13 protein-coding genes are annotated in these 12,537 nt (G+C 67.0%); 4 read left to right on the forward strand and 9 right to left on the reverse strand.

From position 1 onward, the window contains the following. Positions 1–86: 86 nt before the first annotated feature. Complete coding sequence (locus tag ACUTR7_RS20595) at positions 87–890, reverse strand: helix-turn-helix domain-containing protein (RefSeq protein WP_012207578.1); 804 nt, start codon at positions 888–890, stop codon at positions 87–89. An 8-nt stretch (positions 891–898) separates the two neighbouring features. After that, entirely contained in the window at positions 899–1,426 is a 528-nt protein-coding gene (locus tag ACUTR7_RS20600) for a winged helix-turn-helix transcriptional regulator (protein WP_043824381.1), read from the reverse strand. A gap of 160 nt (positions 1,427–1,586) precedes the next feature. Here ACUTR7_RS20600 and ACUTR7_RS20605 point away from each other — a divergent pair, with 160 nt between their 5' ends. Both ACUTR7_RS20605 and ACUTR7_RS20610 read left to right on the forward strand, forming a co-directional pair. Continuing rightward, positions 1,587–2,393, forward strand: coding sequence for an SDR family NAD(P)-dependent oxidoreductase (locus tag ACUTR7_RS20605; protein WP_198821103.1), 807 nt, complete (start codon positions 1,587–1,589; stop codon positions 2,391–2,393). Positions 2,394–2,464: 71 nt separating this feature from the next. Beyond that, positions 2,465–2,881, forward strand: coding sequence for a tautomerase family protein (locus ACUTR7_RS20610; protein ID WP_013800576.1), 417 nt, complete (start codon positions 2,465–2,467; stop codon positions 2,879–2,881). Positions 2,882–2,891: 10 nt separating this feature from the next. Here ACUTR7_RS20610 and ACUTR7_RS20615 read toward each other — a convergent pair whose 3' ends face one another. Then, positions 2,892–3,881, reverse strand: coding sequence for a tripartite tricarboxylate transporter substrate binding protein (locus tag ACUTR7_RS20615; RefSeq protein WP_445609705.1), 990 nt, complete (start codon positions 3,879–3,881; stop codon positions 2,892–2,894). A 237-nt stretch (positions 3,882–4,118) separates the two neighbouring features. Between ACUTR7_RS20615 and ACUTR7_RS20620 the strand changes: the two genes are divergently transcribed. Further along, positions 4,119–6,329, forward strand: a complete 2,211-nt coding sequence (locus ACUTR7_RS20620) for a rhodanese-like domain-containing protein (RefSeq protein ID WP_445609706.1) — start codon at positions 4,119–4,121, stop codon at positions 6,327–6,329. A gap of 150 nt (positions 6,330–6,479) precedes the next feature. Further along, positions 6,480–8,023 (forward strand): IS3 family transposase gene (locus ACUTR7_RS20625; RefSeq protein WP_249320393.1). Its coding sequence is split into 2 segments (ribosomal slippage): positions 6,480–6,948 and positions 6,948–8,023, totalling 1,545 coding nucleotides; the frame shifts between segments, so codons are not numbered across the junction. Between the two features lie 309 nt (positions 8,024–8,332). Here ACUTR7_RS20625 and ACUTR7_RS20630 read toward each other — a convergent pair. From ACUTR7_RS20630 to ACUTR7_RS20655, 6 genes are all read right to left on the reverse strand, one after another. Further along, entirely contained in the window at positions 8,333–8,938 is a 606-nt protein-coding gene (locus tag ACUTR7_RS20630) for an ATP-dependent Clp protease proteolytic subunit (RefSeq protein ID WP_012203975.1), read from the reverse strand. Positions 8,939–9,040: 102 nt separating this feature from the next. Further along, the gene (locus ACUTR7_RS20635; protein WP_034391021.1) at positions 9,041–9,397 is read right to left on the reverse strand and encodes an SRPBCC family protein; all 357 of its coding nucleotides are present in this window, start codon (positions 9,395–9,397) and stop codon (positions 9,041–9,043) included. After that, on the reverse strand, positions 9,394–9,708 hold the full coding sequence (locus tag ACUTR7_RS20640; RefSeq protein ID WP_043825505.1) for an ArsR/SmtB family transcription factor: 315 nt from the start codon (positions 9,706–9,708) through the stop codon (positions 9,394–9,396). The genes ACUTR7_RS20635 and ACUTR7_RS20640 overlap by 4 nt, the downstream gene beginning before the upstream one ends. A 25-nt stretch (positions 9,709–9,733) precedes the next feature. Continuing rightward, on the reverse strand, positions 9,734–10,135 hold the full coding sequence (locus tag ACUTR7_RS20645; RefSeq protein WP_445609707.1) for a hypothetical protein: 402 nt from the start codon (positions 10,133–10,135) through the stop codon (positions 9,734–9,736). 483 nt (positions 10,136–10,618) lie between these two features. Next, positions 10,619–11,512, reverse strand: coding sequence for an NAD(P)/FAD-dependent oxidoreductase (locus ACUTR7_RS20650; protein WP_141829764.1), 894 nt, complete (start codon positions 11,510–11,512; stop codon positions 10,619–10,621). After that, positions 11,505–12,395: a class I SAM-dependent methyltransferase gene (locus ACUTR7_RS20655; protein ID WP_445609708.1), complete on the reverse strand. Its 891-nt coding sequence runs from the start codon at positions 12,393–12,395 to the stop codon at positions 11,505–11,507. The genes ACUTR7_RS20650 and ACUTR7_RS20655 overlap by 8 nt, the downstream gene beginning before the upstream one ends. Between the last annotated feature and the right edge of the window lie 142 nt (positions 12,396–12,537).

Below are 12,537 nucleotides of genomic sequence, written 5' to 3' on the forward strand. Positions count from 1 at the left end.
CAGCTTAGGCAGGCCGCAGCGCGCGGTCTTGGACGGAATTGATCAGGCCGGGCCGCTCAGGGCCGCTCAAGGCCGCTCAGGGCCGCTCAGGGCCGCATGGCCTGGCGGTACTGCGAAGGCGCCACGCCATGCGCGCGGCGGAACCAGTTGGAGAAATGGCTCTGGTCGTAGAAGCCCAGCGACAGTGCCACCTCGCTCAGCGCCAGCGTGCCGCGCAGCAGGCCGCGGGCGCTTTCGGCGCGGCGGGCCTGGTGGTAGGCGTGGGGCGTGATGCCGTAGCGGCGGCTGAAGCTGCGGATGGCGTGCTCGGGACTGAGCCCGCAGACGGCGGCCAGCCGCGCGGCGCCCAGCTCCTGGTCCGCATGGGCGTCGATGAACTCGCGCAGCAGTGCCGCGCTGGCGCCATCGGGCGCATGCGGCCGGCCGGGGCTGTGCACCACGCGGCGCAGCAACGCCAGCAGGGCCTCGTCGGCGGCCAGGCCGTCCTGCGGGCCTTGCAGCAACTGCCGGGCGCAGGCCCGGGTCTGCGGGTCGCGCAGGCTGACGGCGTCGAACCAGCCATCGCGCACGCCCAGCAGCGCGTGCATGCGGGCGGGCTCGACATGCAGCATGTCGTAGGTCCAGCCCTGCTCGCCGCCCGGGCGCCCGTCGTGGATCTCGCCGGCGTTGAACAGCGCGATATCGCCACCCGTGAACTCGCGCTCGGCGCCCCGGCTCCAGCACAGCTCGCGCCCGCCGTGGATGACGGCAATGCCCATGGTGTCGTGGAAGTGGCGCGGATAGCGGTGCTGCACCGCATGGCCGCTGAGGATTTCCACACCGCCCAGCGCGCAGTGGCGGCGGTAGGTCAGGGCGCGTTGCGGGCGCTTGCCGGGTAGGGGCGCGGCCATGGCCGGTGTCAATCCGCGCCGGGGGCCGCTGCCGGCGTCCTGGCCTGCGCGGCCAGCTTGGACAGCCGCCAGCGCGTCAGGTCGTCCGCGCCGGGGCCGGCCTCCACGCGCAGCTCGGAAAAAGGCACGCTGCGGCCCGATTCCTCCTCCACCAGCGCCAGCCGCAGGGGCGTGCCCGATTGCGCGCGCACAAAGCGCATGGGCGGCTGGGCCTGCTGCTGCAGGCGCCACCGGTCGCCGACCTGGGCCAGCGCCTGGATCACCAGGGACAGGTCGCGGCCCTTGGGCGTGAGCAGGTACTCGTAGCGGTCCGGGCCGCTTTGGTAGAGGCGGCGCTCGACCAGGCCGGTCTGCTCCAGCTGGCGCAGGCGGTCGGTCAGCGTGGCATTGGTGATGTCCGTGGACTTTCTCAGGTCGTCATAGCGGCTCAGGCCCAGCATCAGGTCGCGCAGCACCAGCATGGCCCAGCGGTCGCCTACGGCCTCCAGCGCGGTGGCGATCGAGCAGGCCATGCCCTCGAAGCTCTTGGATCGCATGGGGTTTCCCTTGTGTGTTCGCGGTTGTCGCAGGCCTGGAGTGTCTCAGCAAAACGCAAGCCCGGCCCGCAAAGGTGGATTGCGCGCTTGTAACTCTAATGATTGGAGTTTATATTTGGAGCCACTATCAACCACGGCTTTTCAAGCAAGGACTTCCTTCATGAGCACGCATCAAGGCACCGCCATCGTCACTGGCGCCTCCTCCGGCATTGGCGCCGTCTACGCAGACCGCCTGGCCGCCAGGGGCCATTCCCTGATCCTGGTGGCCCGCCGCGAGGACCGGCTGCAGGCGCTGGCGCAGCGCCTGCGCAGCGCGCATGGCCGCGAGGTCGAGGTGGTGGCCGCCGACCTGGCCGACGCCGCCGGCCTGCAGCGCGTGGCGGCGCTGCTGTCGGGTGAGCGTGACATCCGCATGCTGGTGAACTGCGCCGGCCTGGGCGCCCTGGGCCCGGCCGCCCAGGTGGATGCGGGCGAGGTCGATCGCATGGTCATGGTCAACATCCATGCGCTGACGCGGCTGTCGCTGGCGGCAGCGCGGCTGTTCGCCACGCGCGGCCGGGGCACGCTGATCAACATCGGCTCCATCCTGGCCGTGATGCCGGTGCCGGGCGCCTCCAGCTACGGCGCCTCCAAGGCCTATGTGCTGAACTTCACGCGCTCGCTGCAGGCCGAGCTCGCTTCCAGCGGCGTCATGGTGCAGGCAGTGATGCCCAGCCTTGTGCACTCCGAATTCTTCGGCGGCAAGCCCGCGCCGTTTCCCGCGCACCTGTTCATGTCGCCCGAGGCCTTGGTGGATACGGCCCTGGTCGCACTCGATCAGGGCGAGGCCATCTGCTTTCCCACGCTGGGCAGCACGACCGCCTGGCTGGACTTTGACCAATCGCGCGCCAATCTCGTCAAGGCGCTGACGCTCAGCGGCGTGCCGGCAGCGCGCTACCAGGGCGCGGATGCAGGCCAGCCCGCCTGACGCCTGACGGCCCGCCGCGTCGCCACCCCGGATTTCCCGAAACCTCCTCTTTTTTGCACCCGGAGAAAACCATGCCCCTGTGGAAGATCTACCACCCCGAAAACGCCTTCAGCGATGAAGACAAACAGGCCATCGCCCAGCGCATCACGGCCGTCTACGGCGACCTGCCGCGCTTTTACGTGGGCGTGGTGTTCGAGGCCGTCGCCCGCACTTCGTTCTTCATCGGCGGCGAGCCTGCGGATGATTTCGTGCGCATCTCCGTGGACCACATCGCGCGGCAGATCCGCGACGAGGAGACCAAGACACGGTTCCTGGAAGGCGTGCGGCGGCAACTGTCCCCCTTCATCGCAGACCGGGGCCTGCGCTGGGAGATGCATGTGGACGAGACGCCCTTCAGCCTGTGGAGCATCCAGGGCCTGCGCCCGCCCGTGCCGGGCACGCCCGAGGGGGAGAAATGGCGCCTGGACAATCGGCCCTCTCCCCTCTGAGAGCCTGCCATCAGCGCAGCGACAGCCCCGCCGACTGGATCGCGCGGGCGTAGCGCGGGCGCTCGCTTTGCAGGCTCTGGCCCAGGTCGGCCGGGGAGCCGCCCGCCACCTTGAAGCCCATGTGCTCCAGCTGCGCGCGCACATCGGGGGCCTGCAGCACGGTCTGCAGGTCGCGGTTGATCTTGGCGACGATGGGCGCTGGCGTGCCGGCCGGCGCGAAGTAGCCCTGCCAGCTTTCCACCGAGAAGCCGGGCACGCCGGCCTCGGCCATGGTGGGCACCTGGGGCAGGGCTTCGGAGCGGTAGGGCGTGGTCACGGCAAGGGCGCGCAGCTTGCCGGCGCGCACGTACTCGGTCACGGCGGCCAGCGTGATCAGCGTGGCGTCGGTATGGCCGCCCAGCACGTCCAGCGAGGCCGGGCCACCGCCCGGGTAGGGGATGTAGTTGACCTTGGCGCCCGTCTCCTGCGTGAGGATTTCATGCGCCACATGGGCAATGCCGCCATTGCCGGGCAGGCCCAGGCTGATGCTATGCGGCTTGGCCTTGGCGCGCGCCAGGTAGTCGCCCAGCGTGTTCAGGCCCGTGGCGGGGTTGACCACCAGCACCTGCGGATTGACCACGGCCTTGATGATGGGCGTGAAGGCCTTTTGCGTGTCGTAGGGCAGCTGGGCGAACAGCAGGCCGTTGAGCGTGAGGCCCTCGCCCTGCTGCAGCAGGGTGTAGCCGTCGGGCGCGGCCTTGGCCACCTTGGCCGCGCCGATGGTGCCGCTGGCCCCGGCCACGTTCTCCACCACCACCGACTGGCCCCACAGCGCGGCCAGCTTGTCGGCCAGCGTGCGCGTGAGCTTGTCGGCGCTGCCCCCGGGCGCCACGGGCACGATGATGCGCACCGGCTTGTTCGGAAAGCTGTCGGCCGAGGCCAGGGCCGCAGGCGCGTGCAGGGCCAGGGCGGAGAACAGGGGAAGCAGCAGTGCGCGCAGCGCAGACGGGGTGCGGATCATGGTGGGAGTGCCGGAGTGCAGAGAGTCGATGCCCGCAGTCTGGGAGGCTCCTGGCGCGGCGTGAACTAAGCATTGCGGCTATGCATATGCGGCTGCCGCACAACGTGCGTCACGCTTGCGCCACGCATGCGCGCGCAGTGCCCAAAGCTCATATCCATATCTGCAATGCGTCGTTGGCGCCGGGGCGGGAGAGGCCTAACTTCGTGTCCTCCCGCGAACGTCCTCCCAGGCACTCCCATGACACAGACCCATCTCTCCATCGACTTCAGCGGCAGCGACGTGGCCAGCCGCCGCGCAGCCGCCATCACCGGCTTCATCGCCACGGCCCGGCGCCTGCTCCCCGATCCCGAGCGGGCCACGCCCGAGCAACTGCAGGCCGTGGCCCGCGAGCTGGAGGCGCTGGGCCTGCAGCGCGAACTGTTCCCGCACGCGCACTTCCCCGTCTCGGCCAGCAACCCGGCCCAGGTCTACCGGCTCAGCGAAGACCTGGGCGGGCGCTATGCGCTGTACCTTTCCACCGGCCTGCCGGGCAAGTCCCAGCCGCCGCATGACCACACCACCTGGGCCATCATCGCGGGCGTCGAAGGCGTGGAGCGCAACGTGTTCTTCACGCGCGGCAAGACCGACGACCCGCTGCGCGACACCCTGGCGGTGGGGCGCAGCGTCGATGTGGGCAGCGGAACCTCGGTGGTGCTCACGCCCACCGACGTGCACACCATCGAGCTGATCGGCGAGGAACCCGGCCTGCACCTGCATTTCTACGGGCGCGGCCTGGAGCGCATGCCCGATCGCGTGGTCTTCGAGAGCCTGGAGGGCGGCACGTTCCGCACCTTCGGCCCGCCCAAGTCCATTCGCCATGCGCTGGTCACGCCCGCCGCGCTCCGGCAGGCCCTGGCCGACGGCGAGGAAATCGCCGTGCTCGACGTGCGCGAGGCCGGCGTCTTCGCACACCGCCACATCCTGTTCGCGGCGCCCGCCCCGGCCTGGCGGCTGGAGCAGCTCATCGACCGCCTGGTGCCGCGCCGGGGCACGCGCATCGTGCTGGTGGATGGCGACGGCACGCTGGCCCATGAAGCCGCCGCCAAGCTCGTGCGCCTGGGCTGGCCCAATGTCTCCGTGCTGGAAGGCGGCACCGAAGGCTGGGCGGCCGAGGGGCTGGAAATCTTCAGCGGCACCAACGTGCCGAGCAAGGCCTTCGGCGAAGTCATCGAGCATGAAAAGCACACGCCCTGGATCACCTCGGACGAGCTGGGCGCGCGCGTGCAGCGCGGCGACAACATCGTCGTCGTCGACAGCCGCACGCCCGAGGAATTCGCGGCGTTCAGCCTGCCCTTTGCGCTCAGCGTGCCGGGGGCTGAACTGGTCTACCGCATCGGCGAAATCGCCCCGGACCCGCAAACCCTGGTCGTCGTCAACTGCGCGGGCCGCACGCGCTCCATCGTGGGCGCGCAGACCCTGATCGACGCCGGCATCCCCAACCCGGTCGTCTCGCTGCGCAACGGCACCATGGACTGGCTGCTCACCGGCCGCAGGCTGGCCCATGGCCGCCGCACCCCGCTGCCCGAGCCCGGCGCCGTCGCCCTGGCCACCGCACGCGAACGCGCAGCCAGCGTGGCACAGCGCGCGGGCGTGCAATCCATTGATGCGGCCGAACTGGCCCGCTTCGAGTCCGAAGCCACCGAACGCACGCTCTACCGCTTCGACGTGCGCACCCGCGAGGAATACCAGGCCGGCCACCTGCCCGGCTGGCGCTGGGCGCCGGGCGGCCAACTCGTGCAGGCCACCGACGAATACGCGGCCACGCGCGGCGCACGCATCGTGCTGGCCGACTGGGACGGCGTGCGCGCCCTCACCACCGGCGCCTGGCTGGCCCAGCTGGGCTGGGAAGTCTTCACCTACGTTCCGCCCGCGCTGGCCACCCTGGAAACCGGCGCCGAACCCGTGCGCGTGCTCGCCTCCCACGCACCCGCGCCCCAGCTGTCCGTGCAGCAGGCGCAGGAACTGCTGGGCGAAGGCCGGGCCATCGTCTTCGACGTGGACAGCCGGCCTGCCTTCGAGAAGCAGCACATCGCCGGTGCGCGCTTTGCCGTGCCTGATCGTCTGCCCTCCTTCGTGCAGGCCCTGCCGCCGGCCCAGGTCGTGGTGCTGACCTCGCCGGACGGCGTGCTGGCGCGCAGCGTGGCGGCCGAACTGGCGGCGCGCACGGGGCGCGATGTGCGCTCCGTGGTGGGCGGCACTTCTGCCTGGGCTGCTGCCGGGCTGCCGTTGGGGCAGGGGGATGCGGATGTGCTGACGGGGGATGATGACCAGTGGTACAGCCCTTATGCGCATCGGGATCTGGGGTTGAGGGATGCGGGGTTTCGGGCTTATCTGGATTGGGAGTTGGGGTTGGTGGGGCAGTTGGAGAGGGATGGGTGGGCTGCTGAGATTCGGCTGGTGCCTGTCTGAGTTGCTTTTTTTGTCCTTGCCGGGTGGTTGTTTTTCGAGGCCGGGTTTCGGCCCGGCGGCCGACTCCCTTTCTTATCGCGCGCCCTCTATGTCAGGATAGTTGTCGCCTCAGCTTCCCTTTGCAAAGCAGGCGGCACCATAGAGCGCAAGATGAAGCAGATCCGTTACACCCCTGAGCAAAAACTCTGGGCACTCGAGCAAATGAAGCCACCGCTGAACCGCACCGTGGTTGAGCTGGCCAAAGAAACCGGCATCACTGCCGTCACCCTGCGCACCTGGCGCGATGCGGCCCGCCAGGAAGGGCAATGCGTGCCCGCTGGCCAGCCCAGGGAGCGCTGGAGCAGCACCAGGAAATTCCAGGCTGTCCTGCAGACAGCGCCGCTCAGCGAAGAGGAGATCGCGACTTACTGCCGAACCAGGGGCATCCTGCCCGAGCAGCTGCAGCAATGGCGCCAAGCCTGCGAGCAGGCCAACGGCGGCGCAGGTCCTGTACATGAACAGGGCCGTGTGATCAGCGCTGACACGCAGCAGCAGTTACGCAATCTCGAGCGGGAACTGCAGCGCAAGACCGAGGCGTTGGCGGAGGCAGCAGCATTGCTGGTTCTCAGAAAAAAAGCGGATGCGATCTGGGGCAAGGACGAGGACGTCTGATCAACACCCAAGATCGCAAACAGGCCATGGAGTTGATCGACGAAGCCATTGGCAGTGGCGCCCGGCAAGGGCCGGCATGTGCTGTGCTGGGCCTGAGTCTTCGTACTATCCAGCGCTGGCGAACCCGGCCCTCGGATGGACGCCCAGGTGCCCGGCACGAACAACCCGCCAACAAGCTCAGCGAAGCCGAGCGTCAGGCTGTGCTCGATGCCGCCAACCGTGCCGACTGCGCCAGTCTCACGCCGCACCAGATCGTGCCCAAGCTGGCCGACGAGGGCCTGTACTTGGCCAGCGAATCGACGTTCTACCGCGTGCTCAAGGCCGCTGGCATGAATCGGCGACGGGGACGCAGCAAAGCGCCGGTGGCGCGGCCCTTGACCACGCACAGAGCGGACGCACCCAACCAGTTGTGGTGCTGGGACATCACCTGGATGCCCAGCACCGTCAAAGGCCGCTTCTTCTACTGGTACATGGTCAAGGATGTCTACAGCAGGAAGCTCGTCGCCAATGAAGTGCACGAAGCCGAATCCTCGCAGCATGCATCCCAACTGCTGCACAAGGCCTGCCTGCGTGAGCAAACGGCAGGTAGCCCGTTGGTGCTGCACTCAGACAATGGCTCGGTAATGAAGGGCTCGGACCTGCTGATGGCAATGCAGACACTGGGTGTGGTGCCGTCATACAGCCGGCCTCGGGTCAGCAACGACAACGCCTACGCCGAGGCCTTGTTCCGCACGGCCAAATACTGTCCGCTGTGGCCCGAGCGCCCGTTCGACAACGTGCGGCAGGCCAGGCAATGGGTGCTGCGCTTTGCAGATTGGTACAACGAAGAGCATCGCCACAGCGCGCTGAAGTATGTAACGCCAGGCCAGCGTCACAGAAGGCAGGACCGGCGGTTGCTGCAGCAACGCATGCAGCTGTACGCGCAGGCCAGAAAGCGCAACCCGCAGCGTTGGAGCGCGGGGCCGCGCAACTGGCATCTGCCGGATGAGGTGTACCTCAATCCGGAGCGTGCGCAACATGAGATGAGCAGGCGAGTGGCCTGACGACTGACGCGACAACTACCTTGACACACGCCGCGCCAAAGGAAAGTAGGCAAAGCAAAGGCGACCCGAATGTCCGCGACCCTCCGCTTCGCTACGGGCAACCTGCGTCGTGGCGGTTGCGGGGTTCGCCGTGAAACTCTCTTCGCGCTGCGCGCTACGTTCAGACATCACGGCGAGTCAGATCACGAAGCAAGCCTGTCCTTCGGCAGGCTTGCAACCCCGCAACCGCCACGACGCAGGCGCTGACATACGGGGGTGGGGAGAAGGGGGCGCGCTGCGCGCTGCTGGCGCTGGCGCTGGCGCTGCGGCTCAGGGGGTTGCCGTGCGCCGGTCCAGAACCTTGTCTATCAGGCCCCATTCGCGGGCTTCTTCTGCGGTCATGAAGCGGTCGCGGTCCAGGTCGCGTTCCACCTCTTCGTAGCTGCGGCCGCAGTGCTGTGCGTACAGGCGCGTCACGCGGTCCTTGGTGCGCAGCATTTCCTCGGCATGGATGCGGATGTCCGAAGCCTGGCCCTGCACGCCGCCCAGCGGCTGGTGCACGTGCAGGCTGGCGTTGGGCAGGGCCATGCGGTGGCCGGGCTCGCCGGCCATGAGCAGGAAGGAGCCCATGGAGCGCGCCGTGCCCATGCACAGCGTGTGCACGGGCGACTTGATGAACTGCATGGTGTCGTACATGGCCAGGCCGCTGGTGATCACCCCGCCCGGCGAGTTGATGTAGAGGTGAATGGGCTTGTCCGGGTTCTCCGCCTCCAGGAACAGCAGTTGCGCGCAGACCAGGGCAGAGACCGCATCGTTCACCTCGCCGTTGAGAAAGATCACGCGGTCGCGCAGCAGGCGCGAGTAGATGTCGAAGGACCGCTCTCCGCGCGCCGACTGTTCGACAACCATGGGGACGAGCATCATCGATTCGCGCATGGGCGAACTCCTGTGTGTGGTGGTGAAAAAGAAAGGGCTGCGGCCCTGCGCCGCGTGCCCCGTTGCCGGGGCCCTCAGGCCGCCTGCATCAGGTCAGGTGCATCAGGTTGCGTACATCAGGAAGCCGCCGTCGTTGGCCGCTTCCCTGGCGGGCTGCACCCGCGCATCGGTCAGCACATGGACGATGCGCAGCAGCGTGCCTCCATCGGCGCCGGGGCTGATCTGCAGGTCCACCGTGCTTTCAAGAAAGGGCGGCTCCGCCTCGCGCAGCCGCAGGCGCAGTTCCTGCTGTGGCACCTGCTGCAAAGGCTCGGCATGCTCGGTGCCCGGCAGCCACTGCGCGCGCAGCTCGGGAATGCTCAGCGCGCGCCAGACCTTCTCGGGCGGGGCGTCCAGCGCGTACTCCTGCACCAGCTCGCGGGCCGCATCGTCGGTGTCCATATTGCTCATCTTGTTCATTGGTCCATGTCCTTGAGCAAGCCCTTGAGTGCATCCACGCGCTGCGGCCAGTAGGCGCGGTACTTCGCCAGCCAGCCCGCAATCAGCGCCAGCCCTTCGGGATCGACCTCGTAATGCATGAAGCGCCCCTGGCGCTGCTCACTCACCAGCCCCGCATTGCGCAACACGGCCAGATGCTGGGACATGGCCGACTGGCTGATCTCCATCCCCTCGCGCAGCGCGCTGGCATGCATGCTGCCAGCGGCCAGCTTCTCGAAGATGGAGCGGCGCGTAGGGTCGGCCAGGGCCTTGAAAATGTCGTTCTCGGGCATGGCAACACTTTAGCAACCACTTATTTCAAACGCAAGCCCCGCACGCCAATCCCGCCGCCACGCCCTCATCCGCAAACCGCTTGGCCGCCTTCAGCAGATAGCTCACGGCATAGAGGATGGGGTCGTCGGCCTCATCCCCATTCAGATGGTCCACCACCTCGATGGCATAGCCCAGGTTCACCGCCGTGTCGTGCAGCAGGCCCAGCAATTCCTTGTCCTGCGGCTCCAGCGACTGCGCCTGATCGGCCTTCACGTAGTAGATGCGCAGCAGGTCCCGGCAGACGCAGTTGATGGCCGTGACCTTGTGGCTGGCGTGCAGCTCCAGCACTTCGAGGGCAGCGCCCAGGTGCAGGACGGCGTCTATGGCAAGGTCGTCGAGCCGAGGCGTGGCAGAAGCAGCCGTTGAAGGATCGGGATGATGAGGCATCCTGCGATGCTCGTTGAATCGGCGAGGGGCGTCTCTACGGAATTCGTAGAACGGAAGGCAAGCGGTGATGATTGTCTTCAGCCTGGATGCAAAGACTGCGGCCATTCGGAGGAGCAAATATGGAACGGACTACACGGCCGACCGTGGAGGCGTCGCATCGGATTGCGCAAGTTCTCGGCGTGCCTTCTTCTTACCCTTTACTGCCAGGACAATGACCTTGCCGAGGTGATCCTGGCGTGGAGCAAGCTGGCTCGCGGCAGTAGGGCGCAAGCGAAATAAAGCTCTGCTGGGTTTGGTGGCTGGGCGATGGGGTCGAACGGGCTGCCGGGGCCTTGCGCAGCCGTAGGGAGATCTGTTGGCAGGACTGAGCGGCAAGAGATGGCTGACTGCGTATTGATGTCGCTGATGGAGGCAGCTCTTCTCAGAGGGCCCGGCCGCAAACGGCCAAAACAGGTCAAGTGTTCGAACCCCATATGCGTCTTCTCAAACCAGCATCGACTGCTGGGCAGAGATTCCTGCCATCGCACCTTGCGATGAGGCCAAGGTGACCGAGTGCATGAGCGGGTTGGCAAGGTCGCCAGCGGCGTAGACGCCAGGCATGCTGGTTTCCCGGCGCTCATCCACTTTGAGGGCGGTGCCCAGGGGCGTATCGACCATGGCGAGGCCCAGCAATTCATGCAGACGTGCGGACGGCTTGTTGCGTGGATGCGCAAACAGGATATCGACCGCGACTGGGGGTCCGGCGTCGAGCTTGACAGTGGCGTTATGGCTCTCGTCATGATCGATTTCGGTGACTCGGCCATCGATGACAGGGATGCTGCGGCGCGCCAGATCGGCCCGGATATCGGGTGGAATGTCGTGACCATGGGCGAAGACCGTCAGCGTTTCGGTCCAGTCGTGGTACAGCCTGACGTAGTTGTGCGACGGAGGACCAGACCAGATTAGGCCCCAATGCCGACCGGCGACTTCAAAGCCGTCGCAATAGGGACAAGGCACGATTGATGTACCCCAGCCTTCGGCAAAGCCGGGAACTTCAGGCATCTGGTCGGTGACGCCATAGCTCAGGATGAGGCGCCGTGCCTTGAGGGTTACGCCATCGCCAGTGAGGACGGAGAAATCGTCAATGGCTCCAGACACACTCTCGGCGCGGGCATTGACCAGACGGACCGTGGGATACCGCGCCAGTTGCTGCCGAGCCTCGGCCAGGATGTCCAGCGGTGGCTTGTGATCGTGGCCGAGCAGGCCATGCGAGTGGTCAGCGAATCGATTACGCGGTAGGCCAGTATCTAGAACTGTGACCTTTCGGCGGGCACGACCGAGTTGCAGGGCGGCGGCGAGGCCGGCAAAGCTGCCGCCGATGATGATGACGTCATTCACGGTGATGTACTCCTTGTGGTGGATGGAAAGGATTGCGCGCCGTGACGATCCACGCCGCGCCGTCGGTCATCACTGACCGTTCAATGGTGAGGCCCTCAAAGGCAGCACGAATCGAGGCCAAAGCATGGGTACGGAGTTCGTTGGGCTGGTCAGCGAGCACGCGCGAAAGAGGACCCGCTTCGACCGCCAACTGCACTGCGTCGTCAATCGCTGCGTCCCGTGTCTCGCCTTCGCCGAAGGGCACAGAGGCGTCCAAGGGTGCGATAGCAATCTCGGTGAACCCAGCCGTCGTCAGAATGCGGGCCACCCGCCCCTGATCGCCGAAAGAAAATGGGCCGGGCGCTTCGGAGTGAGGCGCGGCGGTCGACGGGACTATTGCCTTGATCGCATCCATTGGGAGGCGCACCCACCCGTTCTCGGCCACGCCGCGCCAGCACACAAAAGCGACCCGGCCTCCTGGCCTGAGTGCCCGGCGCATATGCGCGAATGTCCCCGCTGGATCGTCGAAAAACATCACCCCGAAACGCGAAAACAGAATGTCGAATGCGCCCTCGGGCAGCTTGGCGCTGCTGGCGTCGGCTACCTGAAATCGGGCCGTCGTGTCTGGCGGTGCCAGCGCTCGCGCTCGTTCGATCAGCGACTCGGAGACGTCCACGCCCAGCACCCAGCCCTGCGCGCCAACGAGGCTTGCAAGCGCAAAACTCGACGCGCCTGAGCCGCAGCCGATATCCAGCACGCGCTCGCCCTTCACGGGTGCGGCTGCCTCAATAGCGGCCTGTCCAAAAACCGCCAGCATGGCGTCGAGCCGGGCCTGGTTGACGACCCATCGCTCCCCGCTTGGGCCGTTCCAGTCGGCGATCTGTTGGGCGTTTTGCTTTGCCATTGCAGTTTCCTCGTCTTGTTAAGGTTTTACCGGGGCCTTCCGTTGGACCGGCAAGGGGCGGAACAGACCGATGCAGCCCGCTGCTGCGAAGTCCAGTCCTGTGTTGGTTGCGCCATATGGCATCCTCGGATCGGCACCAATT

The sequence above is a fragment of the Delftia sp. NA_296.1 genome (assembly GCF_052692095.1).

Bases quoted from the DNA above. Each gene is read 5' to 3' on its own strand.
- ACUTR7_RS20645 (WP_445609707.1), bottom strand. From the start codon at position 10,135: ATGCCTCATCATCCCGATCCTTCAACGGCTGCTTCTGCCACGCCTCGG.
- ACUTR7_RS20640 (WP_043825505.1), bottom strand. From the start codon at position 9,708: ATGCCCGAGAACGACATTTTCAAGGCCCTGGCCGACCCTACGCGCCGC.
- ACUTR7_RS20600 (WP_043824381.1), bottom strand. From the start codon at position 1,426: ATGCGATCCAAGAGCTTCGAGGGCATGGCCTGCTCGATCGCCACCGCG.
- ACUTR7_RS20605 (WP_198821103.1), top strand. From the start codon at position 1,587: ATGAGCACGCATCAAGGCACCGCCATCGTCACTGGCGCCTCCTCCGGC.
- ACUTR7_RS20635 (WP_034391021.1), bottom strand. From the start codon at position 9,397: ATGAACAAGATGAGCAATATGGACACCGACGATGCGGCCCGCGAGCTG.
- ACUTR7_RS20620 (WP_445609706.1), top strand. From the start codon at position 4,119: ATGACACAGACCCATCTCTCCATCGACTTCAGCGGCAGCGACGTGGCC.
- ACUTR7_RS20655 (WP_445609708.1), bottom strand. From the start codon at position 12,395: ATGGCAAAGCAAAACGCCCAACAGATCGCCGACTGGAACGGCCCAAGC.
- ACUTR7_RS20630 (WP_012203975.1), bottom strand. From the start codon at position 8,938: ATGCGCGAATCGATGATGCTCGTCCCCATGGTTGTCGAACAGTCGGCG.
- ACUTR7_RS20610 (WP_013800576.1), top strand. From the start codon at position 2,465: ATGCCCCTGTGGAAGATCTACCACCCCGAAAACGCCTTCAGCGATGAA.
- ACUTR7_RS20595 (WP_012207578.1), bottom strand. From the start codon at position 890: ATGGCCGCGCCCCTACCCGGCAAGCGCCCGCAACGCGCCCTGACCTAC.
- ACUTR7_RS20615 (WP_445609705.1), bottom strand. From the start codon at position 3,881: ATGATCCGCACCCCGTCTGCGCTGCGCGCACTGCTGCTTCCCCTGTTC.